This is a genomic window from Herbihabitans rhizosphaerae, from assembly GCF_004216555.1.
GTDB classification, from domain to species: domain Bacteria; phylum Actinomycetota; class Actinomycetes; order Mycobacteriales; family Pseudonocardiaceae; genus Herbihabitans; species Herbihabitans rhizosphaerae.
In genome coordinates this window covers 137034-161092 of sequence record NZ_SGWQ01000003.1, presented here as the reverse complement: position 1 = coordinate 161092, position 24059 = coordinate 137034, and the positions used below count along the sequence as shown (strand labels likewise).

The 24059-nt window shown below is 69.7% G+C and carries 25 protein-coding genes; 15 read left to right on the top strand and 10 right to left on the bottom strand.

What is annotated here, in order from left to right; translation table 11 throughout:
- Positions 1-17: 17 nt before the first annotated feature.
- Positions 18-458, bottom strand: coding sequence for an OsmC family protein (locus EV193_RS10375; protein WP_130343840.1), 441 nt, complete (start codon positions 456-458; stop codon positions 18-20).
- Positions 459-594: 136 nt separating this feature from the next.
- Here EV193_RS10375 and EV193_RS10370 point away from each other — a divergent pair, with 136 nt between their 5' ends.
- Entirely contained in the window at positions 595-1452 is an 858-nt protein-coding gene (locus EV193_RS10370) for an NAD(P)-dependent oxidoreductase (RefSeq protein ID WP_130343839.1), read from the top strand.
- Here EV193_RS10370 and EV193_RS10365 read toward each other — a convergent pair.
- Positions 1438-2220 (bottom strand): M15 family metallopeptidase, encoded by a 783-nt coding sequence (locus EV193_RS10365; RefSeq protein ID WP_130343838.1) that lies wholly within the window; start codon positions 2218-2220, stop codon positions 1438-1440. The genes EV193_RS10370 and EV193_RS10365 overlap by 15 nt on opposite strands.
- Before the next feature lie 79 nt (positions 2221-2299).
- On the opposite strand from EV193_RS10365, the gene EV193_RS10360 reads away from it, so the two are divergent.
- The 3 genes from EV193_RS10360 (at position 2300) to EV193_RS10350 (ending at position 6300) form a co-directional block, all read left to right on the top strand.
- A complete protein-coding gene (locus EV193_RS10360; protein WP_130343837.1) occupies positions 2300-3481 on the top strand; it encodes a glycosyltransferase 87 family protein in 1182 nt (393 codons plus the stop codon).
- Complete coding sequence (locus EV193_RS10355; protein ID WP_130343836.1) at positions 3438-4244, top strand: putative RNA methyltransferase; 807 nt, start codon at positions 3438-3440, stop codon at positions 4242-4244. Before EV193_RS10360 ends, EV193_RS10355 begins: the two co-directional genes overlap by 44 nt.
- 277 nt (positions 4245-4521) lie before the next feature.
- The gene (locus tag EV193_RS10350; protein ID WP_242613274.1) at positions 4522-6300 is read left to right on the top strand and encodes a serine/threonine-protein kinase; all 1779 of its coding nucleotides are present in this window, start codon (positions 4522-4524) and stop codon (positions 6298-6300) included.
- A gap of 214 nt (positions 6301-6514) precedes the next feature.
- On the opposite strand, the gene EV193_RS10345 is transcribed toward EV193_RS10350, so the two are convergent.
- Positions 6515-8011, bottom strand: coding sequence for a dolichyl-phosphate-mannose--protein mannosyltransferase (locus EV193_RS10345; RefSeq protein ID WP_242613344.1), 1497 nt, complete (start codon positions 8009-8011; stop codon positions 6515-6517).
- Between the two features lie 209 nt (positions 8012-8220).
- Between EV193_RS10345 and rsmI the strand changes: the two genes are divergently transcribed.
- Entirely contained in the window at positions 8221-9063 is an 843-nt protein-coding gene (rsmI, locus tag EV193_RS10340) for a 16S rRNA (cytidine(1402)-2'-O)-methyltransferase (RefSeq protein WP_242613273.1), read from the top strand.
- On the opposite strand, the gene EV193_RS10335 is transcribed toward rsmI, so the two are convergent.
- Positions 9064-9501, bottom strand: coding sequence for a nitroreductase family deazaflavin-dependent oxidoreductase (locus EV193_RS10335; protein WP_242613272.1), 438 nt, complete (start codon positions 9499-9501; stop codon positions 9064-9066).
- 62 nt (positions 9502-9563) lie between these two features.
- Between EV193_RS10335 and EV193_RS10330 the strand changes: the two genes are divergently transcribed.
- The 6 genes from EV193_RS10330 (at position 9564) to EV193_RS10310 (ending at position 13860) form a co-directional block, all read left to right on the top strand.
- Positions 9564-10142, top strand: coding sequence for a pyridoxamine 5'-phosphate oxidase family protein (locus EV193_RS10330; RefSeq protein WP_130343835.1), 579 nt, complete (start codon positions 9564-9566; stop codon positions 10140-10142).
- Between the two features lie 26 nt (positions 10143-10168).
- Positions 10169-10438, top strand: coding sequence for a DUF4185 domain-containing protein (locus EV193_RS34550; protein WP_341273152.1), 270 nt, complete (start codon positions 10169-10171; stop codon positions 10436-10438).
- On the top strand, positions 10390-11157 hold the full coding sequence (locus EV193_RS10325; RefSeq protein ID WP_341273151.1) for a DUF4185 domain-containing protein: 768 nt from the start codon (positions 10390-10392) through the stop codon (positions 11155-11157). Before EV193_RS34550 ends, EV193_RS10325 begins: the two co-directional genes overlap by 49 nt.
- A 61-nt stretch (positions 11158-11218) precedes the next feature.
- On the top strand, positions 11219-12202 hold the full coding sequence (locus EV193_RS10320) for an aldo/keto reductase (RefSeq protein ID WP_130343834.1): 984 nt from the start codon (positions 11219-11221) through the stop codon (positions 12200-12202).
- 71 nt (positions 12203-12273) lie between these two features.
- Positions 12274-13533: an amidase domain-containing protein gene (locus tag EV193_RS10315; RefSeq protein WP_130343833.1), complete on the top strand. Its 1260-nt coding sequence runs from the start codon at positions 12274-12276 to the stop codon at positions 13531-13533.
- A 3-nt stretch (positions 13534-13536) separates the two neighbouring features.
- Entirely contained in the window at positions 13537-13860 is a 324-nt protein-coding gene (locus tag EV193_RS10310) for a hypothetical protein (RefSeq protein WP_130343832.1), read from the top strand.
- A gap of 3 nt (positions 13861-13863) precedes the next feature.
- Here EV193_RS10310 and EV193_RS10305 read toward each other — a convergent pair whose 3' ends face one another.
- Positions 13864-16215, bottom strand: coding sequence for a tetratricopeptide repeat protein (locus tag EV193_RS10305; RefSeq protein WP_165401313.1), 2352 nt, complete (start codon positions 16213-16215; stop codon positions 13864-13866).
- A 143-nt stretch (positions 16216-16358) separates the two neighbouring features.
- Here EV193_RS10305 and EV193_RS10300 point away from each other — a divergent pair, with 143 nt between their 5' ends.
- The 3 genes from EV193_RS10300 to EV193_RS10290 all read left to right on the top strand — a co-directional run bounded on the left by EV193_RS10300 (position 16359) and on the right by EV193_RS10290 (position 18424).
- Complete coding sequence (locus tag EV193_RS10300; protein ID WP_130343830.1) at positions 16359-16790, top strand: hypothetical protein; 432 nt, start codon at positions 16359-16361, stop codon at positions 16788-16790.
- A gap of 11 nt (positions 16791-16801) precedes the next feature.
- Positions 16802-18013, top strand: coding sequence for a transglycosylase SLT domain-containing protein (locus EV193_RS10295; protein ID WP_130343829.1), 1212 nt, complete (start codon positions 16802-16804; stop codon positions 18011-18013).
- A 207-nt stretch (positions 18014-18220) separates the two neighbouring features.
- A complete protein-coding gene (locus EV193_RS10290; protein WP_130343828.1) occupies positions 18221-18424 on the top strand; it encodes a cold-shock protein in 204 nt (67 codons plus the stop codon).
- Between the two features lie 244 nt (positions 18425-18668).
- Here EV193_RS10290 and EV193_RS10285 read toward each other — a convergent pair whose 3' ends face one another.
- The 3 genes from EV193_RS10285 to EV193_RS10275 form a co-directional block, all read right to left on the bottom strand.
- On the bottom strand, positions 18669-19436 hold the full coding sequence (locus EV193_RS10285) for an ABC transporter permease (protein ID WP_130343827.1): 768 nt from the start codon (positions 19434-19436) through the stop codon (positions 18669-18671).
- Positions 19426-20400: an ATP-binding cassette domain-containing protein gene (locus tag EV193_RS10280; protein ID WP_130343826.1), complete on the bottom strand. Its 975-nt coding sequence runs from the start codon at positions 20398-20400 to the stop codon at positions 19426-19428. Before EV193_RS10280 ends, EV193_RS10285 begins: the two co-directional genes overlap by 11 nt.
- A gap of 90 nt (positions 20401-20490) precedes the next feature.
- Entirely contained in the window at positions 20491-21564 is a 1074-nt protein-coding gene (locus EV193_RS10275) for an alkene reductase (RefSeq protein ID WP_130343825.1), read from the bottom strand.
- 116 nt (positions 21565-21680) lie between these two features.
- Between EV193_RS10275 and EV193_RS10270 the strand changes: the two genes are divergently transcribed.
- Positions 21681-22046 carry a MerR family transcriptional regulator gene (locus tag EV193_RS10270; RefSeq protein WP_130343824.1) on the top strand — a complete coding sequence of 122 codons (366 nt, stop codon included), beginning with the start codon at positions 21681-21683 and terminating at the stop codon, positions 22044-22046.
- Here EV193_RS10270 and EV193_RS10265 read toward each other — a convergent pair.
- Complete coding sequence (locus tag EV193_RS10265) at positions 22003-22623, bottom strand: PadR family transcriptional regulator (RefSeq protein WP_130343823.1); 621 nt, start codon at positions 22621-22623, stop codon at positions 22003-22005. The two genes, EV193_RS10270 and EV193_RS10265, sit on opposite strands and share 44 nt — an antisense overlap.
- 48 nt (positions 22624-22671) lie before the next feature.
- Positions 22672-24057: a M20/M25/M40 family metallo-hydrolase gene (locus tag EV193_RS10260; RefSeq protein ID WP_130343822.1), complete on the bottom strand. Its 1386-nt coding sequence runs from the start codon at positions 24055-24057 to the stop codon at positions 22672-22674.
- Positions 24058-24059 lie beyond the last annotated feature (2 nt).

The window sequence follows — 24059 nt, the reverse complement described above, 5'->3', positions numbered from 1 at the left end:
CGAACTGCCGATGACGGCTACTCGGCGATGTGGTTGGCCACCGGGGTGCCGAGCTCGACCGTGCGGGACACCGTGCACAGCCGGTCGTGCGACTGCTGGACCGCGCGCGGCAGCACGCCGCGCGCCGCGTCGCCGGCCTCGCCGTCCGGGAACGCGATGTCGTAGGTGATCGCCAGGTTGGTCATCCGGTTGCCGGACTCGTCGCGGATCTTGTCGCCGGTGACCGTGACGGTGAACGTGTCCGCCTCGGCCCGCTTCGCGGTGATGAAGTCGATGTCGATCGCGCCGCACCCGCCGATCGCGGCCAGTAGCAACTCGACCGGGGTGAAGTCGGTGTCCTCGTCACCGTCTCGGCCGCCGGTGCCGATCTCGATCGTGCCGCCGCGCCGGTTGGTGACCCGGTAGCGGCCGTGCCCGATCCGCTCCATGCTCACCGATCGCAGGGTTTCCTCGGCCATTCTTCCTCCGCTACCGACTCGTTTTCCCATTTACCGGAATGGATTCTTACTTCGCGGTAAGTGACTCACTTAATTGTGCGTACTTGATCGTACTCGGCTGTTTGTTCGAGCATCGGGAGGACCTCGGGAAAGGGGAATGATGAAGGTTTCCGTGATCGGCCTCGGTCTGATGGGCGCGGCACTGGCCAGGGCGATGCTGGCCGACGGCCGCTCGACCACCGTGTGGAACCGCACGGCCGCGCGGGCCGGCGCGCTGGTGGCCGAAGGCGCGGTGCGCGCCGGCACGGTCGCCGACGCGTGCGCGTCCGACCTGGTGATCGTGTGCGTGCTCGATCACGACGCGGTGTGGGAGGTGCTGCGCGACGGTGAGGCTGCGCTGCCCGGCAGGACGCTGGTGAACCTGACCACCGGCACCCCGGCGCAGGCCCGTGCGGTGGCCGTGTGGGCCGCCGAGCGCGGGATCACCTATCTGGACGGCGGGATCATGGCCTCGCCGTCCATGATCCACACGCCGCACGCGACAGTGCTCTACAGCGGGTCCGAGGCGGCGTTCGACCGGCATCGCGGCACGCTGGAAACCCTTGGTACGACGGTGTTCCTGGGGTCGGATGCCGGCCACGCGTCGGCGTACGACCTGGCCATGCTGTGCGGGATGTACGGGATGCTGGGCGGCCTGTTCCAGGGCATCGCGCTGGCCGGCGCGGAGGGGATCACGCCGACCGCGTTCACCGAGCGGCTGCTGCCGTTCCTGCGTGCCACGATCGCGTTCCTGCCCGACGAGGCGCGCGCGATCGAGGCCGGCGATCACTCCACCAAGGAGAACAGCCTCGCGATGCAGTCGTCCGGATTCCGCACGTTCGCCGCCGCGTGCGCGGACGCCGGCGTGCCGTTCGACCTCGTCGCGCCGGTGCGGGACCTGGTCGACCGCCGGGTCGCGGACGGATTCGGCGAGGACGGACTCAGCAGCGTCGTGGAGTTGCTAAGAGCACAGTGATCCCCGGGAAACCGGAAAGTCGAAGTAGGTGTCCGGGAACGGCTCGTCGATGAGCGTGTAGTGCCACCATTCCTCGGGCAGATTGCGGAAACCGACGGCGGCGAGGGTGCCCCGCAGCAGATCGCGGTTCGCCCTCGCCTCGCCGGTGATCCGCGGGTCGTCGGTGTGCGACAGCGTGTCGAAACAGTCGAATCCGGTGCCCATGTCGACCATGTTGTCCGCGAAGCGCTCGCCGGCCGGGGCGAAGCACGGCACCAGCGGCGTGCCCGGCCGGAACGGCGGCTGGTGCTTGGATGGCAGCTTCACCAGCGTCACGTCCAGCGTGCTTCCCCTGCTGTGGCCGGACTTCTCGGCGATGTAGCCGTCGGCGAACAACCGCGACTTGTCCACCCTCGGGTAGAACTCGGTCTTCATCCGCTCGTCGGCGAGATCCTTGGCCCAGCGAACGAAGTGGTCCACGGCGCGCTGCGGGCGGTAGCAGTCGTACACCTTCAGCGTGTAGCCCTGGCGCAGCAGCGTGTGCTGCGCGGTGCGCAGCGCCTCGGCGGCCGGGCGGGTCAGGACGCACATCGGCTGCCGGTACCCGTCGATCGGTTCGCCGACGAAGTTGTGCCGGCCCTTGTACCGGATCTCCTGCACGATCGTCGGGGCCACGTCGCGCAGCGCGACGAACTCGGCCGGCGCGCGAACCGGTGCCGCCGCCTGTGCCGGGGTGACGAGCGCGGTCATGGTGGCCAGTGCCGCCGCGAGCATGGTCAGCGTCCGCATCGCCCCGTCCTACCAGGAAACCGCCTGCGGGTAAACGCGCTTGGGTATCGTGCGGGTCCTGCGTGGCAGAGGGGAATCCATGTCCGACGACGACAGTCGTGTGTCGACGCGCGTGCCGCTCGTGGCATGGGTGGTCGGCGCCGCCGTGCTCGCGGTGTCGGTGTGGTGCTGGGCGACCGGGTATCCGGCCGGCGTGGACAGCGCGGTCTACCGGGCCGGTTCGCTGGCCGTGCTGCGCGGCGAATCGCTGTACCAGCCGCTGACCTCGATGCCGTCCTGGGCGCCCGGGCTCCCGTTCACCTACCTGCCGTGCGCCGCGCTGCTGTTCGCGCCGCTGGCCGTGCTGCCCGCGCAGCTCGTGTGGGGCGTGCTCGGGCTGCTGTCCGCGGTCGCCGTGGGGCTGACGATGCGGCTGGCGGTCGGCGGCGGCCGCGCGCTGACGGTGGGCCTCGGCACGGTGGCCGTGCTCGGGCTGGAGCCGGTGTGGCGGTCGGTCGGCCTCGGGCAGGTCAACCTGTTGCTGATGGCGGTGATCGCGCTGGACGTGTTGGCGCTCAAGGGTTCCCGGTACTCCGGGGTGCTCATCGGCGTGGCGTCGGCGATCAAGCTCACACCGTTGATCTTCGTGCTGCACCTGCTGGTCACCGGGCGGCGGGCGGACGCGGCGCGGGCGCTGGCCACCTTCGCCGGGCTGAACCTGCTCGCCGCCGTACTGTTGCCCGGCGACACGGCCGCGTTCTGGTCCGGCACGCTGCTCGGCGGCAACAAGGCCACCTCCAACGGGTGGGTGGGCAACCAGAGCATCAACGGGTTGCTGCAGCGGTCCGGGCTCGGCTCGGCGACCATGGCGCTGTACGTGCTGCTCGCCGTGGTGTGCCTGGTGGTCGCGGCCGTGGTGGTGCGGCGGCTGCACGACCGTGAACCGATGGGCGCGCTGCTGGTCACCGCGCTGTGCGGGCTGCTGGTGAGCCCGATCTCGTGGACGCACCACTGGGTGTGGGTGGTGCCGGCGGTCGGGCTGCTGCTGCGTCCGTGGACCGGGGTGTGGCGCTGGGTGGCGCTGGCCGCGACGGCCGTGGTGTTCAGCGGCTGGCAGTTCACGCTGGTGCCCAGCGGTGCCGGCGTGGAGGTCGAGTGGCACGCCGGCCAGTGGCTGCTGGGCAATGTGTACCTGCTCGCGGCGGCGGTGGCGGTCGGCGTGCTCGTATGGTTGGCGCGTGCTCAGCGACGTTCTGCCGTTCCTGGCATGCCCGCACTGTGACGGCGGACTGTCCCTTGTGGACGGTTCGGTCCGGTGTCCCGGGCGGCACAGCTTCGACGTCGCGCGCCAGGGATATGTGAGCCTGCTGCCCGGTGACACTCCCGGCGGGGTGGGCGACACCGCGGCGATGGTGGGCGCGCGGCAGCGATTCCTGGCGGCGGGCCACTTCGCGCCGATCGCCGCCGCGGTGGCGTCGGCCGCGCGGGGTGCCACCGGTGCGGTGGCCGATCTGGGCGCCGGCAGCGGCTACTACCTCGCACGAGTGCTCGACGCCGCGCCCGCGTATGGGATCGCCCTGGACGTGTCGAAGTACGCGCTGCGGGTGGCCGCGCGGGCGCATCCGAGGATCGGCGCGGTGGCGTGCGACGTGTGGCGGCGGATCCCGGTGCGCGACGGCGTGGTGTCGGTGGCGCTGAACGTGTTCGCGCCCCGCAACGGTGCGCAGACGCACCGGATTCTCGAGCCGGGCGGCACGCTGGTCGTGGTCACGCCGACCGAGCGGCACCTGGCGGAGTTGGTGGCCGCGTTCGGGTTGCTGACCGTGGACGAGCGCAAGGAGGAGCGGCTCGCGACCGAGCTGTCGCCGCACTTCACGCCGTCGGCGCGGGAGGATGTGGAGTACGCGATGTCGCTGCGGCCGGAGGACGTGGACGCGGTGATCGGCATGGGCCCGAGCGCACGCCACGGCGACACCCGGCTCGACTCCGACGTCCAGACGACGGTCACCGCGTCGGTCACCGTCCGCACCTACACCCGCCGCTGATCTGAGCTCCCGCCGCACCCGCACCCCACACGCGACAGTCCACAGAGGACACCCTTCGCGCTGGCAACGCACCCCCACCCACACCGGGGGCGGCCCTCGAGCCAAGTGTAGTCGGCGATGGTGGTCGAGCGGCGAGAGTCGGTCGGCTTGTGGATAACCTGAGCCTGTGGATAGCCGCGCGGGTGCGCGCGCGAGAGTTGACGGTTCCCCGGTCAGCGATCGGCGATCCACATAGGGTGGTGCGGGGCGCCGGGCGGGCACGACGAGGAGGGATCAGGTGGACGGACTCGTTCAGCTGGCCGCCTCCGTGCTGTCCCTCGCCCACGACATCTTCGGCCCGGACATCTGCCCTGGTGACTGGGTGTGGGCCACGATGATGTCCGGCGTCATCCTCGCGCTGTTCCCCATGTTCGGCGCGATCGTCATCGCCATCGTGCGCAAGGGCACCGGCAACCGCTACAACGGCGGCGTGCTGATCACCATCGGCGTGATCGGCGGCATCCTGGTGTTCCTGCTGCCGTGGCTGTTCGCCAGCGGGATCTCCGAGGTGTTCCACGCGGCGTTCCGCCGGCCGACGCCGGACGCCACCGGTCTGTCCAGCGTCGAGCTGGCGAGCCTGCGCACCGGCACCTGCTGGGTCGGCGAGCAGCGCGTCTACCTCGGTGGCAAGTCCACCGTCTACGAGGCGCTGATCTACTCCTCCGGCAACGCGCTGGACTACATCGCCAGGCTCGTGTTCCTGGTCGTCGTCCCGCTGCTGTGCCTGCTGTTCGTGTGGCTGCAGATCCGCGCGGCGCTGCGCCGTGGCCCGAAGTGGCCCGGCCGCCTGTTCTGGCTGCCGTTCGTCGCGCTGTGGCTGTTCAGCGCCCCGCTCGGCGCGAACGTCGCGACCTTCCTGTGGCTCGGCTTCCTGCCGGCCAGCGTGCTCGGCATGATCCCGGTGCTGCTGGTCGGGCCGCCGCGCTGGTCGGTCATCGGGCGCTCCGAGCAGCGGCCCGAGCCGCCGTTCGTGCCGGCCCAGCAACCGCCGCCGTACCAGCCGCCGCCCTACCGGCCGCCCACCCAGGCACCCGCGCCGCCGCCGTATCAGCCGCCGCCGCCGAGTCCGCCGCCCGGGCCGCCGCGTCAGGAGTTGGCCGCGGCACCGGGTCCGCTGCCGTTCGGGGACAACGAGCGCACCACGAGCATGTGGCATAACACCGGACGGTTCCGCAAGGTCCGGGCGCTCGGCCACGGCGGGTTCGGCACCGTGTGGCTGGCGCGCGACACCCAGCTCGACCGCACGGTCGCGGTGAAGATGGCGCACGCGCCGGACGCCGAGGCCGAGGAACGGATGTACCGGGAGGCCCGCGCGCTGGCCGCCGTGCACCACCCGAACTGCGTGCGGGTGTACGACATCGTGGAGGACACCGACGGGCTGGGCCTGGTGATGGAGTACATCGAGGGGCAGGCGCTGGCCGACGCGGTGCACGACCGCGGCGCGCTGGACGACGTGGCCTCCGCCCGACTGTGGATGACCATGGCCGGCGCGCTGTCCGCCGCGCACGCGAAGGGTGTGTTGCACCGCGACGTCAAGCCCGCCAACGTGATCGTCGACCCGCGCGGCGCCCCGCACCTGATCGACTTCGGCATCGCGCGCAGCCGCGGCGACTCCACGCTGACCAGCGCGGGCATGATGGTCGGCACGCCGGACTTCCTCGCGCCGGAGACCGCCGCCGGCCGGCAGGCAACCCCGGCGTCGGACGCGTGGCAGCTCGCCGCGACCGTCAGCTACGCGCTGACCGGGCACCCGCCGCGCGGAGTGCGGGACAACGCGATGGCCTCGCTGCTCGCGGCGTCCCGGGCCGAGCCGGTGAGCATGCTGCCCAAGCGCAGCGCGCACCGGCGGCTGCTGCTCGCCGCGCTGGACGCGGAGCCGGCGCGACGGCCCACCCTCGGCACGGTGTCCCGTGCGATGAGCGACTGGCTGGCCGACTCCGGGCACGCGGAGGAGGGCCCGGTCACCAAGATCGCCCCGCGCCCCGACCCCGACCGCACCCGCCCGTCCCACGGCTGATCACCCGCACGGTCAACCATCCACAAGTACCGTTTTATCCACATGTGGATCTTGCCGCCCCTCCCGCCCGCCACCCACGACTAGACTGGCTAGCGGGGTGCCCCCGGTGAGGGTGGGGGCAGCCACAACGGTGTAGGGAACGGCCAAAGCGCGCGATGTGGTCCATTGTGGACTGTCTGATGTGGACTGTCGCGTGTAGACGGACGGGCTGGTGTCAGCGCCAGGACGGCAGCCAGAGTTCGGCCTGCCAGCGGTCCTCGGTGATCGCCTCGCCGTTGAGGATCGGCCACAGCCACACGAAGTTCGCCACGACCAGACCGACGTACAGCGCCACCACGAGCGCACCGGTGCCACGTCGCTCGTAGCCGGCGCGCGCGCTGCCCAGTATCTGGCCGAGTATCAACACCAACCCCAGCACCAGGAACGGCGCGATCGGCGTGGCGTAGAAGAAGTACATCTGCCGGTCCAGATTGGTGAACCAGGGCAGCAGCCCGCCGAGGTAGGGCACCAGCACGGCGGCGAACCGCCAGTCCATCCTGGCCATCCACCGCCACAGGCCGTAGGCGACCATCGGCAGCGCGAGCCACCACATCGCCGGCGTGCCGATCAGCATCGTGGCCCGCACGCACTTGTCGTCGCCGCAGCCGAAACTGGTCGCGCTGTTGTCGTAGTAGTAGAGCATCGGCCGCAGCCCCATCGGCCACGTCCACGGCTTGGACTCCCACGGATGCGGGTCACCGTCCGGAGTGGACAGGTTCTCGTGGAAGTTCAGCACGGTGCCGCCGTACTGCCACAGCGATCGCAGCGCCTCGGGGAAGAAGTCGTACCAACCCGAGTGCCTGCCGCGCTCGGCGAGATGCCGGTCGACGCCGGTCTCGCTGGCGAACCACGCCCACCAGGTGGCCAGGTACGCGAGCACCGGAATGACCAGCAGCGCCCACAGCGACGGGAGCAGGTCGCGGCGCAGGGTGCCCAGCCACGGCCGCTCGATCCCCGCCGCGCGCCGCGCCGTGACGTCCCAGAACACGCTGAGCAGGCCGAACGAGGCGACGAACCACAGACCCGACCACTTCGCCCCGCAGGCCAGACCCAGCGAGACACCGGCGGCGAAGCGCCACCAGCGCACGCCGAGCCGTGGCCCGTACCGCGTGGCCTCGGTCCAGCCCTCGCTGACCGCGACGGCGAGCCGGTCGCGCACCTGGTCGCGGTCGGCCAGCAGGCAGGCGAACGCCATGAGCACGAACAGCGCGAGGAAGATGTCCAGCATCCCCATGCGGCTCTGCAGGTGGCTCAGCCCGTCGCAGATCAGCAGCACGCCGGCGAGCGCGCCGAGCAGCGTCGAGCGGGTCAGCCGGCGGGCGATCCGCACGATCAGGATGATCATGATCGTGCCGGCGACGGCCGCGGAGAACCGCCAGCCCCAGCCGTTGTAGCCGAACATCCACTCGCCGATCGCGATCAGCTGCTTGGCCAGCGGCGGGTGCACGGTCAGCTCGTAGCCGGGGTTGTCCTCGATGCCGCCGTTGCGCAGCATCTGCCACGACTGCGGCACGTAGTGCTTCTCGTCGAAGACCGGCGTGGTGCTCGGGTCGGCCGGCCAGCCGAGGTTCTGCAGCCGGATGATCCCGCCGATCAGGCCCAGGATGATCGTGACGACCCAGCCGCGCAGCCGGTCGCTCGGCATGGGCGCGCCGAACAGCGACCGGCGCACCTCCTGGACCTCGGAGGTGTCCTCGGCAGGTGTGTGCGCCGCGCCTTCGTCGTCGTCCAATTGGTCGGCCGACGCCGGCGCGCGCACCTGGCCCTTCGGCACGAGCAGACTCACGGAGGAGGATCGTAGGCGGATCGGTGTGCGATGTGTGTTCGGATTGGCGGTTTAGTGCTTCCATGACGATGTCGAGCCGGCCGTACGGTGTGCTGGTGAATGACGACGATGGGCGACTGGTGCTCGCCGCCACCCCACTCGGCGACTGGCGCGACGCGTCGCCGAGGCTGGTCGAGGCGCTGCGCACGGCGGACGTGATCGCCGCCGAGGACACCCGCCGCGCCCGTGCGCTCGCCGCCGGGCTCGACGTGACGCCGACCGGCCGGATGGTCAGCTTCTACGACGCGGTGGAGACCGCGCGGCTGGGCGGGCTCCTCGAGGCGATCCGATCCGGCCAGACGGTCGTGCTGATCACCGACGCCGGCATGCCCAGCGTGTCCGACCCCGGCTACCGGCTGGTCGCCGCCTGTGTCGCCGAGGACCTGCCGGTCACGTGCCTGCCCGGCCCGTCGGCGGTGACCACCGCGCTCGCGCTGTCCGGCCTGCCGTGCGACCGGTTCTGCTTCGACGGTTTCCCGCCGCGCAAGCAGGGCGAGCGCCGGCGCTGGCTGACCGAGCTGGCCGGCGAGCGGCGCACCGTCGTGTTCTTCGAGTCGACGCACCGCATCGCGGCCACCCTGGCCGACGCGGCCGAGGTGATCGGCGCCGAGCGGCGGGCGGCGGTGTGCCGCGAGTTGACCAAGACGCACGAGGAGGTTCGCCGCGGCACCCTCGCGGAACTCGCCGAGTGGGCCACCGGCGGCCCGCGCGGGGAGATCACCGTCGTGCTGGCCGGCGCGCCCGCTCCGGACACCGCCGATCTGACCGAGCTGGTGCGCGAGGTGGAGGAGCGGGTCGAGGGCGGCGAGCGGCTCAAGCAGGCCGCGGCCGCCGTGGCCGCCGAGTCGGGCGCGAGCAAGAAGGCGCTCTACGACGCCGCGGTCGCGCGCCGGACGTGATCAGCCCGCCCGGCGCAGCCCCACCACCGGAATCGTCCGGTCGGTCCGCTCCTGGTAGACGGTGAATCCGGGAACCTCGCTGGTGATCCGGGCCCAGGCGACCTCCCGCTCGCCGGCGTCCAGCGGGGTGGCGGTCGCCTCGTAGGTCTCCTCGCCGGTCTCCACCGTGACATCCGGGTTCGCCAGCACGTTGTGGAACCACGACGGGTGCCGCGTCGCACCCGCGTTCGAGGCGACCACCAGCAGCCGGTCGCCGTCCGGGAAGTAGACCATCGGCGTGGTGCGGCGCTGCCCGCTGCGCGCGCCCGTCGTGGTCAGCAGGATCATCCGCGCGTCGGCGAACCGGCCGCCGACCTTGCCTCTGTTCGCGCGGAACTCCTCGATGATCGGCTCGTTCATCCGCGCGGCGGCCTCTGCGGTGTTGTGCGGGTGCGCCATGGACCGTGTTCCTCTTCTCACGCTTCGCTTTTCCCGGCCTATCGCACGGTAGCGTGGCGGGTGTGGGGAAGCTGCATGAGCGCATCGACGACCGGCTTCGCGAGTTCATCGCCAAGCAGCCCATGTTCTTCGTGGCCACCGCGCCGGACGAAGGCGGGCACGTGAACGTGTCGCCCAAGGGGTACACCGACTCGTTCGCGGTGATCGACGACCACACGTTCGCCTATCTGGATCTGTTCGGCAGCGGCGCGGAGACGATCGCGCACGTGCGGCAGAACGGCCGGATCACGATCATGTTCTGCTCGTTCACCCGCAACTCCAACATCCTGCGGCTGTTCGGCACCGGGCGGGTGGTGCGCCCGGACAGCGAGGAGTTCGACCGGCTGCGGCCGCACTTCGGGCTCCAGCACCCCGGCCTGAGGTCGATCATCGTGGTTGACGTGGAGCGGATCGCCGACTCGTGCGGCTACGGCGTGCCGTACATGGAACTGGTCGACGAGCGGCCCGTGCTGGACAAGCACCAGGAGCGGCGCACCGCGGACGAGTGGGCCGAGCGCGTCGCGGGCGTGAACGCGAAGAGCATCGACGGCCTGCCGGCGCTGGAGCCGGACCACCCGCTGCCCACGTCGATCGAGCGCTGACCGCCCGCGCCACCTACGGTCGACCCATGGTGCGGGTGACCGGCACGACGCGGCTGGCCCAGGTGACCGGCGACGAGTCGATCAACGAGACGGGCCGGCGGTTCGGCATCGTGGCCACCGATCTCGGCGCGATGTGGGACGACGACGCCGGCCGGGTGTTCGTGGTGTTCGGCGACACGTTCGGCACGGGCTGGGGCGGCCACGGTGGCGGCCCGGCCGGGCGGACTGGCGGTGCAACGTGCTCGCCGTGTCCACGACCACCGAGTTGGACGGCGGCCTGCTGTTCGACGAGGTGATCACCCGCAGGGACGGCATGGCCGGGCAGATCCTGGCGCGCGACCGCAGGCGCGACGAGGTGACGGTGATCCCCAACTCCGGGATCTTCGTGGACGGCCGGCACTTCCTGCACTACATGTCCGTGCGCAAGTGGAACGAGCCCGGCCACTGGAGGACCAACTACGCCGGGCTCGCGGTGTCCTCCAACGGCGGCCGTACCTGGTCCAAGCCGCGGTCGGCGACCTGGATCAACCGTGCGGAAGGCGATCACCCGTTCCAGATCTGCGCGTTCGCACACGACGAGGCGTACGTGTACCTCGTTGGCACCACGAACGGTCGGTTCGGGCCGGCGTATCTGGCGCGGGTCACGCCGCCGGAGATCCTGGACGCGCGCGCCTACGAGTACTGGAACGGCCGGGAATGGTCGCGTGGCAACGAGTTCGACGCCGTGCCGGTGCTGCCGGGACCGGTCGGCGAACTGTCCATCGTGTACAACTCGCACTTCGGTCAATGGCTCGCGTTGTACCAGGACGAGGAGCGCGCGGAGATCGTGTTGCGCACGGCCGGCGAGCTGACCGGGCGGTGGAGCGAGCCGGCGACGGTACTGACCGGTGCGGAATACCCGGGGCTGTACGGCAGCTTTCTGCACCCGCGTTCGGCGGACGGGCCGGCGATGTACTTCACGATGTCGCAGTGGGGGCCGTACAACGTGTTCTTCTTCAAGTCCGCGCTCACTTGACCTGGAGCGCGCTCCAGCGGGTTGAGTCGTCGTCGTGGGAAGAAACGACGGAGGGACTCTGATGGACAAGCGCACACTCGGCGGGCTCGAAGTGTCCGCGATCGGGCTCGGCTGCATGGGGATGTCCAACGTGTACGGGCCGGCGGACACCGAGGAGTCGGTGCGGACCGTGCGGCGCGCGCTCGATCTCGGTGTGTCCTTTGTGGACACCGCGGACGTGTACGGCGACGGGCACAACGAGGAGCTGCTGGGCAAGGCGATCAAGGGCCGCAGGGACGAGGTGGTGCTGGCGACCAAGTTCGGCATCACCGGGGTGGACCTGGCGACGGCCGAGCTGACCGTGGACTCGTCGCCGGCCTACGCGCGCCGGGCGGTCGAGGCGTCGCTGCGCCGGCTGGACGTGGACACGATCGACCTGTACTACCTGCACCGGCGCAACCCGGACGTGCCGATCGAGGACACCGTCGGCGCGCTGGCGGAGCTGGTCGAGCAGGGCAAGATCCGGCACATCGGGCTGTCCGAGGTGCGTGCGCAGACGCTGCGACGTGCGCACGCGGCGCACCCGATCGCGGCGCTGCAGAGCGAGTACTCGCTGTTCGCGCGTGATCTGGAGACCGAGCTGCTGCCGACCTGCGCGGAGTTGGGCGTGGGCGTGGTGCCGTACTCGCCGGTCGGGCGCGGATTGTTCACCGGTACGGTGCGGGACGTGGAAGCGTTGGCGGACAACGACTTCCGGCGATCGCTGCCGTGGTTCGAGCGGGAGAACCTGCGGCGCAACGTGGTGCTGGCCGACCGCGTCCGGGAGATCGCCGACCGGATCGGCGCGACGCCGGTGCAGGTGGCGCTGGCGTGGCTGTTGACGCGGGGAGAGCACGTGGTGCCGATCCCGGGCACCAAGCGGGTGCGCTACCTGGAGGAGAACGCGGCGTCCGCGTCGATCACGCTCACCCGCGGACTGCTGGACGAGATCGCCGAGGCCGTGCCGGCGGCGGAGATCGCCGGCGAGCGCTACCCGGAGGCCGGTCTGGCGTCCGTGAACACGTAGCGGGCGTCCAATCCTGTCCAATCTTGTCCAACGGCCGCGACGGCGTTCGCTGACCGGCGACCATTTCGGGCATGGTCACCTATCAGCAGCTCAGGGACGTGAAGCCGGACAAGTTCGCCGACGCGGCCGACGACTGGCTCAAGCTCGCCAAGGAGGCGGAGGCCGCGTCGGAGGCCCTCTACGAGCGCGGTGGGAAAGAGCTGGCGAAGAACTGGGAGGACGCGCTCGGAGAGAAGGCCCGTGCCCACTGCCGGAAGATCGGACAGGACTTCCAGGCAGCGGGCATGACCGTCCGGGGCGTGGTGACCACGCTCGACGGGCTCGCCGACGCGCTGGAGATGGCCAGGCAGAACCTCGTCTCCGCGGTCGACTTCGCCACCAAGGCCGGCCTCAAGGTCGACGGCGACGGCAAGGTGGCGGTCCCACCGGACGCGAGAGACCCGCGGGCGGCGGAACAGGCCAAGCGGGCCGGCTGGCTTATCTGGGACGCGGTCAACGACGCCACCAAGATCGACAACGAGGCGGCGGCCAGCCTCAGAAGGTTGATCCAGCCCGCCGGCATCACCAAGACGCTGACGCAGCAGGAGTTGGCCGACCAGACCCTGAACGAGCCGGTGAAGCGGTCCGCGCACTCCGTCGTCAAGATGATCAAGCAGACGATGCCGCTCAACGCCGATCCCGCGACACAGGCGGCGTGGTGGAATTCGCTGACCCCGGCCCAGCAGAACGAATACATGCGGGCCGCGCCGGTCGAGCTGCACGACATGAAGGGAACTCCACAGGACGTCCGGCAGCGACTGATCGGCAACGACGGACTGAATCGGATCGAAATGATTCGCTGGGCGGAGAAGAACGGAACGAAATCGACCGGTGACGTGCCGGGCATGGACAACTGCACGAACTTCGTCTCGCATGTGTTGCGGGAAGGCGGCGGTATGCGTGAGAACGACAACTGGAATGAGGATTACCAGAGATGGCTTCCGGACGGCATGGGAATTGACAAGGAAGCCAACCAGCAATTACACACCCCTTCGTGGGGTGCGGCCAGTAATCAGCACGACTTCCTGATCAAGAACGGCGGGCAGACGGTACCCGTCAGCCAGGCGCGTCCCGGCGACATCGTGTACCTGGAGGATCAGAAAGTGCCGAGGCCAGAGAGTATTCATCACAGCTCGGTCGTCACGGCGGTCACCCCGGACGGCGGGCTCATGGTCACCCAACACAACGCGAACCACGCGAACATCAATCTGGACGATCGCCTGCCGACGACCGAGATTCGCGACGGTACGAACGACAAGGTCATCGTTGTCCGCCCCAAGGGTTGGAGTTAGGTCATGCCACCACCGGATATCAAAATGGACGCGAACGGCGTTCGGCAGACGGCTCAAAATCTCCGCGCCGACGCGGACAAGGCGAAGAACACCATCGGCACGCTTTTCGACAGCGGGAACGAGGCCGCCGGCGCGCATCCGGGCTGGAATTCCGCCGCCGCGTTGCGGGAATGCGGTCACACCTGGTGGAAAGAACTGACCACGCTGGTCGACCAGACGGCGTGGACGGCATGGAACATCGACCAGAGCGCGAAGACCAACACGGCCAAGGACAACGAGGCGCGGGAACGGCTCGGGACCGTCCTCGGCGGGCTGACGTCGAGCTGAGGCTCACCGCACCGACAGGGTGCGGACCGCGTCGCCGTCGGGATCGCCCAGCTCCTCGAAGGTGGCCAGCGCCTGGTCGAGGTGCTCGCGCGCCAGATCGTCCTGCCCCATGGCCGCCAGGGTGGTGCCGAGGCTGGCCCGAGTCCGGCCCGCCGCACGCCGGTCACCGACCGACTGGTGCGCGGCGAGCGCGCGCTGGTAGTGGTCGACGGCCTCCGCGTGCCGCTCGGTGTCCCGGTACAGATCGCCCAGTGTGCCCAGGGTGTAGCGCTGATCAGTGCGTTCTTGCAGCGTGAGCGCCTGCTCCAGCAGTTCGATGGCCTTGTCCGGCCGGCCGAGCCTGCGGTAGCCGTCGCCGAGATTGTTGAGGCAGATCGCCTCGCCCTGCGTATCCGCGCAGCGCCGGAACAGCTCCAGTGCGCGCAGGAAGTAGTCGACCGCGCCGGCCGGCCGCTCAAGATCGACGTTGGTCACGCCCAGGTTGTTCAGGCACCACGCCTGGCCGTAGACATCCCCTAGTTCCCCGTAGAGGTCCGCGGCCTGCTGGCAGCATTCGATCGCGTCGCCGAACTCGTGCAGATCACCGTGGGCGACACCCAGTCCGTTGAGGATCTTGGCCTCGGCGCGGCGATTGCCTGCGGACCGCGCGACGTCGAGCGCGACGCGGTGCGTGTCCAGCCAGTCGGTCCAGTGGCTGCGCAGATAGAAGAAGCGCATCAGCACGGCGGGCAACTGCCACGCGGCGTCGGTCAGATCGGCGTCGGCCGCGGCCCGCGCCGCCGCCACGAGGTTGGCGCGCTCGTCCTCGCACCAGGTCAGCGCGTCCGCGTAACTGGCGAAGGTCGGTACCGGTGCCGCCCCGACGTACCGGACCAGGTCGAAGGTCCTGCGGCGGCGCGGCTCGAGGGCCTGCCAGGCGGCGTCGGCCGTGTGCAGATACCAGGTCACGCAGTCGTACAAGGCCTTCCGCTGCCGTTGCGGCGTGTCCTCGGCCTCGGTCATGTCGTGGCCGAGCCGCCGCAGCAGGTCGTGGAAGCGGTACCGGCCGACGGTCTCCTGCTGGAGCAGGTGCTCGTCGAGCAGCGTCTCCAGCGCCGATTCGGTCTCGGCGACCGGACGGCGGACCAGCGCGGCAGCGGATCGGGGGGTGAAGTCGGTGCCGGGGTGCCGGCTGAGAAAGCGGAACACGCGCCGCAGCGCGGGCGGCAGGTTCCGGTACGACAGTTCCAGCCGTGCCATCGCCGGTGAGCTGCCCTCCTCCAGAACCGTGAGCCGCTCGGACAGATCGCGGACGGTCCACGCGGTTCTGGTCCGCAGTTGTCGCGCGGCCAGTGCCACCATGATCGGGAGATGGCCGCACAGATCGGCGACGCGCCGCGCGCCGGCGAGATCGGCGTCGACCCGCTCCGGGCCGGCGATCGTGCCGAGCAGCCTGACCGACTCACCGGGGGCGAACACCTCGATCGGGATCCGCTGCACGCCGTCGAGCCCCGACATGCTGTGCCGTGTGGTGATCATGACCAGGCAGCCGGCCGCACCGGGCAGCAGCGGCAGCACCTGCTCCTCGTTGGCCGCGTTGTCCAGCAGTACCAAGGCTTTCCGGTTGTCGAGGCGGTCGCGGTAGAGGGTCGCGCGCTCGGCGAGGTCGATCGGGATGTCGGACCCGCGCACGCCGAGTTGCCGCAGGAAGGTCTCCAGCACGACGGCCGGATCCGCCGGCCCCTGATTCGGGTCGAACCCGCGCAGGTCCGCCCACAGCTGGATCTCCTCGAATCGTCCCGCGCGGGTCAGTTGGTGTGCGGCGCGCACCATGAACCGGGTCTTGCCGACGCCCGCCATGCCCTCGATCGCGACGACCACGACGGCGTCGGCGTCGTCCCGCTCCGCCTCGCCCGCGAAGGCGAGCACGCGGTCGAGCTCGGCTTCCCGGCCGGTGAACTCGCCGATGTCGCGGGGGAGCTGCCGGTGCACGTCCAGTCCGTGCGCGGCCTCGCCGTTCTCGCGCGGCGGCTCGTGCAGGGCTCGCCAGGCGTTCTGCCAGCGGTGCACCTGATCGCGAACCCGCTGGGTGGACTCACCGCAGGCGGACAGGCAGCCGGTGACGAACGCCTCGACGAAGGTCAGCTTCGGCAGGCGCGGCAGGGTCTTGCCGGTCAGCACGTGCGAGGCGGTGCTGGGCGGCAGTGCCGCCACCTCGTCGCCGTCCGGTGTGGTGGTCGTCCCGGCCAGGCTGGACAGGCGGCGCAACGACGGCTGGCCGGCCCACAGCCGCAGCGCCTTCAGTGCCTCGACGAACTCGGCCGGTGTCGACGCCGTACCCGGGTCTGGCTGTGCGCCGTCCGTGCGGCCATCCATGCGTGCGTCCCCAGTCATTGGTCGTGCACGGTTCAGCGTACCGCGAATCCCGACCTGACCTGCTGATGTCCGTGCGGGCGGCCAATTCTGTCCAATTCCGTACAACACGCGCGCGAGCGCTCGTGGCTGATCACGATGCCGGTATGGGAAACATCGATCGGGCGCTCAACCCGTCGCGCTACGACGCGAACGGGAAACCTGGCGATCCCGCTCCGGCCGGCGGCACCCGCCCCTCGGGTGCCGGCGGCGGTGAGCCGGCCAACGGCTACAACGTCGACCCGGCGGCGCTGACCCGCGCGTCCAAGGCGGCGGCCGGCATGATGGACCGGCTCGGCAAGGACGGCCGGATTCCCGACGACACCAGCCAGTCGGCCGCGGGCCTGCTCAGCGGCGAGAACTTCCAGCTCGGTGGCGCGCTCAAGGGCACCGCCGAGACCTGGTACTCGCAGATCACCACGCTGCACCAGGCGTGTCACAAGATCGAGCAGAGCCTGGCGGCCAACGCCAAGGGATACCGCATGGTCGAGGACCGCAACGAGATGTCCATGGCCCAGATTTCCCAGCACTTCGAATAGGGGGCGGCGACGTGCTCAGTTACGAAAATCTCTACCACGCGCCGGTGCACGGGCTGAAGCAGGCCGTGGACGAATGGAATCAAGTCGCCGGGAAACTGGAGTCACTCGGTTCCGAGATGAAAAGTTCGGTCGGCAAGCCGATCACGGATTCGCGGTGGGGCGGCAAGGCCGCGCAGAGCGCGCAATCGTTCATCGGGGAGACGACGAAGGAATTCGGTGACGCCGTGAAGCAGGCGCGCGGAATTCACCGGATCCTCAACGAGGCGCACGCGAGGATCAAGGAGAACCAGGACGCGCTCTATCGGATCGCCGACCACGAGGCCCCGGCGAAGGGCCTGAAGGTCGACATGGCCGGCAACATCACCGCGAAGTTTCCGTTCGACATCAACGACAAGTCCACCTGGAGAGGGCAGACCAAGCTCGGGAACGGCCCGGCGGACGCGCATGCGCTCAAGGACAAGGTGGCGGCCGACGAACGGCACGCGATCGAGGCGATCAAAACCCGCATCAACCACGTGCTGCGTGCGGTGTCCGAGGTCGACCAGACGGCCGCATGGGCTTTGCGCGGCAATCTGGGGAACGACAAGCACGATTTCAACCAGCCAACGCACACCAGTATCGGCGGTGCGTGGAATGCCGGTGCGTGGAAACTGTCGGTCACCGGAAAGGGCAGCTTTCTCGAGCCGTACGGTCCGGAAATCATCGCGGCCGCCAAGAAGTACGGCATCAATCCGAAGGTACTCGCCGCGCTCCTCATTCAGGAGGGCGAGGGCAGAACGAAATGGAACGCGGGCGGGCTGCTCCGCGAACTGGAGAAGAACGGCGCGGCCGGCAGCTCGGTCGGGATCGGCCAGATGCAGGGGCAGACCGCGGCGAAGCTGTTGGAGAAGTACTACGGCGAGAAGGTGACGCCGGATGAGGCCATGCGCAGGGTCGCCAGCAGTGACTCGCTCGCGATCAACCTGGCCGCCGCGAACCTGCGTCACCTCAAGGAGACCTACGGGATCGACGACGAGAAGGCGTACACCGCCTACGCGGCCGACGACAAGCTGATCAAGGCCTGGTTGCGGGACGACTCGCGCTTCGAGGGCTACGGGAATATGACCGAGCGCTCGCACGGCTTCGCCCAGCGTTACAGCGAGGCCAACGATGTCGGCACCCTGGTGCGGGAGCCCCCGCGGCCGAATCCGCGGCCGGGACCGAGCCCCACACCCCCCGGTTGATCACGCTTGGGAGGGGTGCGATCCGGCCCGGTTGGTGGTTAGATATGCGGCGGTCGTTGTTTTTGTGTTCGTGCTTAACCCACGCATCGCAAAACGATGCGGGCGTATCGGTTTCCTCCAGGTCAGCCGCGGAAATCGCCGTCTGTGAACGGCTACGAACGCGCACAAGGCGCGCTCGTTGAAGGACACTGTCGAGGAGACATGGGTATGGCTCAGGGCACCGTGAAGTGGTTCAACTCCGAGAAGGGCTTCGGCTTCATCGCGCAGGACGACGGCGGCGCCGACGTCTTCGTGCACTACTCGGAGATCGAGGGCAAGGGTTTCCGCACCCTCGAAGAGAACCAGCGGGTCGAGTTCGAGGTCGGCCAGGGCCAGAAGGGCCCGCAGGCCACCGGCGTCCGCGTGATCTGACGAACGCCTCGAAGAAGCCCTCCACGCGATCGCGTGGAGGGCTTCTTCTATATCGAGGGCAAGGCCGCCGCTGGTTCGGCTTCGCTGAAAGGCCTGTGGTGACGTTGCGTGGGTGGTCATCTGCCGGGTTGGTGGGCTGCGTGTTTCGTGGGTGGTCGCCGAGACGCCTTCGGCGTGGCGGCGGTCGCCCTCGACTTTCTCGGCCGACCTCAGCGTGATTTGCGCCGGGGTCGGCTTTACCAGCTCAGGCGTTCTCCCGCTGGAATGTCCGCGCGCCCCACCACACGGCCAGCACCGCCATCACCAGCAGCACCACGCTCCCGGTGAACAGCGCGTCCATCGCGAAGTCGCCGCGGAACACCGCCCGGTTCGCGTCCACCACGTGTGTGAACGGGTTGATCCGGGACACCGCGTACAGCCAGTCCGGTGCGAGCCCGGTGGTGATCGGCATGATGATCCCGGACAGCAGCAGCACCGGGATCAGCACCGCCTGCAGGATCGCCGGGAACGCCTCCTCGCTCTTGATCCGCAGCGCCAGCCCGAACGACATCGACGCGAGGGCGATCGCCAGCAGCCCCGCGATGAGCAGGCTCAGCAGCACCCCGCCAAGCGGCGCGTCCAGGTCGAACACCACCAGCGCCAGCACGATGATCAGCACCGCCTGGAACAGCATCATCACGGCGTTGGTCAGCACCTTGCCGAGCAGCAGCGCCATCCGGCTCGCCGGGGTGACGCGCATCCGCTCGACCACGCCGCTGCGATAGTCGGCGAGCAACCCGAACCCCGCGAACGAGCTGCTGAACAGGCCGAGCTGGATGATCAGCGCGGGCGTCAGCACGGTCCACGCGTCACCGGGCGGGAACCCCGGCGTGTGCTTGATGACCGGCTCCAGCAGCGGCCCGAACAGGAACATGTACAGCAGCGGCTGCATGATGCCGATCCCGATCCAGGCCATGTTGCGACGCGCGCTTGTCATGTCCCGCTTGAAGATCAGCCACGTGTCACGCCACATCGGCCGGCTCCTTCCGCTCCGCGTCGCGCAGTGTTCGCCCGGTGAGGGTGAGGAACACGTCGTCCAGGGTCGGCCGGTGCACCTGCATCGCGGTCATCGTGATACCCTCGGAATCCAGTGCTCGCAACAGTTCTGGCATCGCGGTGTCGCCGCGCGGAACGCGGAACCGGACCGTCGTGTCCACTGTGGACACATCGTGCGCGCCGGGCAGCCGGCCGGCGATCTCGGCGGCGGCCCCCACTGATCCCGCGGGCACCACGATCGACGCCGCGTCGCCGGAAACCCGCTCCTTCAACGAGTCCGGCGATCCCTCGGCGACGATCTCGCCGTTGTCGATCACCAGAATCCGGTCGCACAGCGAGTCGGCCTCGTCGAGATAGTGCGTGGTGAGGAAGACCGTCACGCCGTGCTCGGCGCGCAGTGCCCGGATGTGCTCCCACAGGTTCGCCCGGCTCTGCGGGTCCAGGCCGGTCGTCGGCTCGTCCAGGAACACCAGCCTCGGCGTGTGCACGAGCCCGAGCGCGACGTCCAGCCGCCGGCGCTGACCACCGGAAAGTGTTGCGGCGTAACGCTTTTCCATGCCGGCCAGATCCAGCCGTTCGGCCAGCTCGGCGATCCGCGCCCGCACCGCGGGCACCGACATGCCGTACAGCCGGCCCTGCAACTCGATCTCCTCGGCCACCGTGAACCCCGGCCCGGTGCCGCCGCCCTGGGCGACGTAGCCGATGTTGCGGCGCACCCCGACCGGGTCGGCCAGCAGGTCGCACCCGCCGACGCTGGCCTCGCCCGCGGTGGGGCGCAGCAGCGTCGTGAGCATGCGCAGCGTGGTGGTCTTGCCGGCGCCGTTCGGGCCGAGGAAGCCGACGAGCTCGCCGTCGGCCACGTCGATGTCGACTCCGCGCACGGCGTCAACGGTGCGGCCGCGGGCGGAGAACCGCCGCGCCAGACCGCGTGCCTTGATCATGTGGACCCCTCGATGTAGTCAAGTTTGACCATCCGGTCGAGCCCAGTCTGGCCCAGGCTCGCCGGAATAGTCAAGTTTGACTATCCGAATTCACGTCGAGTACTGATACGCGGGGTAGGTCAGATAACCCGCGTCGCCGCCCTGGTAGTAGGTGGCCTCGTCGACCGGCGCGATCGGCAGTGTGTTGCGCAGTCGTTCGACAAGGTCCGGGTTGGCGATGAACGCGCGGCCGAAGCTGATCAGGTCCGCGCCCAGTTCGAGCCAGTGATCGGCCTCGGCACGTCCGGTCTGCTTGGGCCCCAACGGAAGTGTCGGGTTCATGATCAGGGTTCCCGGCCACGCGCGGCGCAGGTCGACCAGCACCTGCTCGTCGACGGTGGCTTCGAGATGGACGTAGGCCAGCCGGAGCGGAGCCAGCTCGTTCAGCAGCGCGGTGTAGAGCTGGAGGCTGTCGGTCTCGGCGACGCCCCAGAACGACGCGCCCGGCGAAAGGCGAATGCCGGTCCTGGCCGCGCCGACGGCATCGACGGTGGCGGACACCGCGTCGACGGCGAACCGGATCCGGTTGCGCACCGAGCCGCCATAGCGGTCCGTGCGCAGATTGGCGTTGGAGGAAAGGAACTGCGAGATCAGATAGCCGTTGGCGCCGTGCAGTTCCACGCCGTCGAAACCGGCATCGATGGCGTGCCGGGCGGCGACGGCGTAGGACCGAGCGTGCTCGGGCACCTCACTCGTGTCCAGGGCGCGCGGGGTCGGTGCGGGCCGAGGTCCGGCCGGGGTGAACACCTCGCCGGCGGCGGGCACGGCCGACGGACCAACCGGGCGCAGGCCCGTCGTGTCGGGATGTGAGACCCGTCCGCCGTGCATGAGCTGGGCGAAGATGCGCCCGCCGTTGGCGTGCACGGCCGCGGTCACCGGGCGCCACGCGGTGACCTGCTCCTCGGTGTACAGGCCCGGCGTACCCGGATTGGACTGGCCGATCAGGCTCGGCTGCGCCCCCTCGCTCACGATCAGCCCGGCCGTCGCCCGTTGCGCGTAATAGCTCGCCATCGACGGTGTGGCCAGGCCGCCGGGTGCGGCGCGGACCCGAGTCATCGGGGCCATCACCACCCGGTTCGGCAGGGCCAGGTCGCCGAGTCGGTAGCTGTCGAACAGGGTTGTCATGCCAGGCTCCTCGTCTGCTCCGCGGGTGACCGGTTTCGGTCCTGCGGCTACGCTAAAACCTGACATTGACGTCAGAGGCAAAGATGTGTGCCTCAGGTCATAGGCGGGAGCACGGCATGCGTATCGGGGAGTTGGCGGCACAGACCGGAGTCAGCGTCCGGTCCCTGCGCTACTACGAGGAGCAGGGGCTGCTCACCAGCGACCGAAGCGCCAGCGGGCAGCGGCACTACACGGCGGACAAGATCGAGCGGGTCAGGTTCATCCAGCGGATGTACGCCGCCGGCCTGTCCAGCGGCACCGTCTCGGAAGTGTTGCCCTGCGTCGAGTCGCCCAGCGAGGAGACCTCCGACGCCGCGCTGGAGCGAATGACGCGGGAACGCGACCGGTTGTCCGAGCACATCGCCGACCTCATCCGCACCCGGGACGCGCTCGACGCGCTCATCGCGACGAATCGGGAGCATCGCCGGAGTCTGCGGGTGTGACGGGCGAGCCGAACGAGGGGCCGTCGTCGGCCATCACGTACTCGCCGCGCTCCAGCCGCTCGATCAGGCCGCGCGTCCACTCCAGGTTGGTCGCGTTCTGGCTCTCCCACAGCAGGTACAACTCGCGCACGTGCTCCGGCTGACCCCACTCCTCGGCGTGCTCGAGCAGGTGCCTGATCGTGGCCAGCGAGCCGTCGAGCTGAGTCGCCCGGTGCTCGAGCAGGCTGATCGCCCGCGCCCTCGGCAGTGCGGTGAGAAACACGATCGCCGCGTTCAGCTCGGCCAGCGCGTGCACGTCGTCCCGCGAGGAGGACAGCGCCTCGGACAGCAGCCGCAGGAACTCCAGATCACCGTGCTCGGTGATCTGGTACTGCGTCTGGCCGTCGGTCTCGAACTCGGCGACCTTGTCCAGCAGTCCGTCGCGCGCCGAGGACCGCAGCGCGTGGTAGATCGAGCCCTGCTTGACGTTGCCCCAACGGTCCGCCGCCCAGCTCAGCAGCTCGCGGCGCACCTGGTAGCCGTTCGCCTTGCCGGCCATGCGCACCACGCCCAGCACCATCAGCCGCGTCGCCGACACCCTTCGCCTCCCGGACAGCCCGATCGTCTCGGCGAGACGCTACCCGGGTCAGCGCAACGGCGTCGGGAAGGCGACCGGGCCGCGGTGGCCGTCCCGGTCGACCGCGCGCACGCCGAAGAACACGTTGTCCTTGGACAGGTCGACGTGCGCGGTGGTGACGCCCCCGACCTCGATCACGTGTGTCCACTCGGAATCGGTGGTCTCCCGCCAGAGGACCTCGTAGCCGGCCAGATCGGGCTCGGTTCCCTTCTGCCACACCAGATCCGTCTCGTTGGTCAACGTGTCGGTGCGGATCCGCGCGCCCTTCGGCGTGCCGGGCGCGGCCGCGAGCGACCACAGCGCCGCCGCGTTCACCTTGGCCACCTTGGTGATGTAGGGGAAGTCGCAGAACTCGACCAGGTCGCCGTACTGCTTGCCGTCCTGCACCCGCACGTCCTGGTGCTGGTGCGCGAAGTCCTCGTGCGGCTCGGTGAACCGCGCGGCCGGGTAGCCCTGCTCCAGGAACCCGATGTGGTCGCCGCCGCGCAGGTAGCGGTCCCGCCGGTAGATCACCCGCACGTTCGTCTCGGTCGCCGAGTTGTCGGCCACCTCCCGCACGAACCTCGCGAGTTGCCGCGACGGCGAGTCGTTCTCGCCGCCGACCGAACGGCGGATCGCCGCCTCGTCCGGCGTCTCCGACGTGGGCACGCCCTCGGCGAACAGGCGGACCGTGCGCGGATCCCGGGTGCCGTCGTCGGCGGTGCAACTGCCCACGATGTCGTTGGTGAACATGGCCTGCACGTCGGTCCCGGCCGCCTTGTACACCTTGGCCATGTGTCGCGCGCCGTAGAGACCCTGTTCCTCCCCGGCGACCGCGGCGAACACGATCGTCGCCTCGGGCTTGCGGCGCGCCATGACCCGCGCCAGCTCCATCGCCACGGCCACACCCGAGGCGTCGTCGTCGGCGCCAGGCGAGTCGCTGGTCGCGTTCATGACGTCGGAGACCCGCGAGTCGTAGTGGCCGGACACGACGTAGACCCGTTCGGGCGAGGCCGATCCGCGCAGCGTGGCCAGTACGTTGCTGATCTTCGTCGGCACCGGGATCCGGTCGGCGGGCGGCTGGATGTAGGACTGCGTCTCGACGGTCATCCGGCCCTCGGACGGCTCGGCGTAGCGGGTCAGCTCGGCGTGGATCCAGTCCCGCGCGGCTCCGATACCGCGACGCGGATCGTCCTGGCTGGACAGGGTGTGCCGGGTGCCGAAGGACACCAGCTTGCGCACGATCGCCTCGATGTCGCACTGGTCCACCTCACGCAGAATGCTTCGCAGTTCGCGATCGGGGTGCTGGGTGAGCCGGGGCCGGTCCTGCTCGGCGACGGCCTTCTCCACGCCGACCAGGGACACTCCGCCCGCCGCCGCCGAGGCCGCGAGAAACCTGCGCCGTGACTGCGTCATTC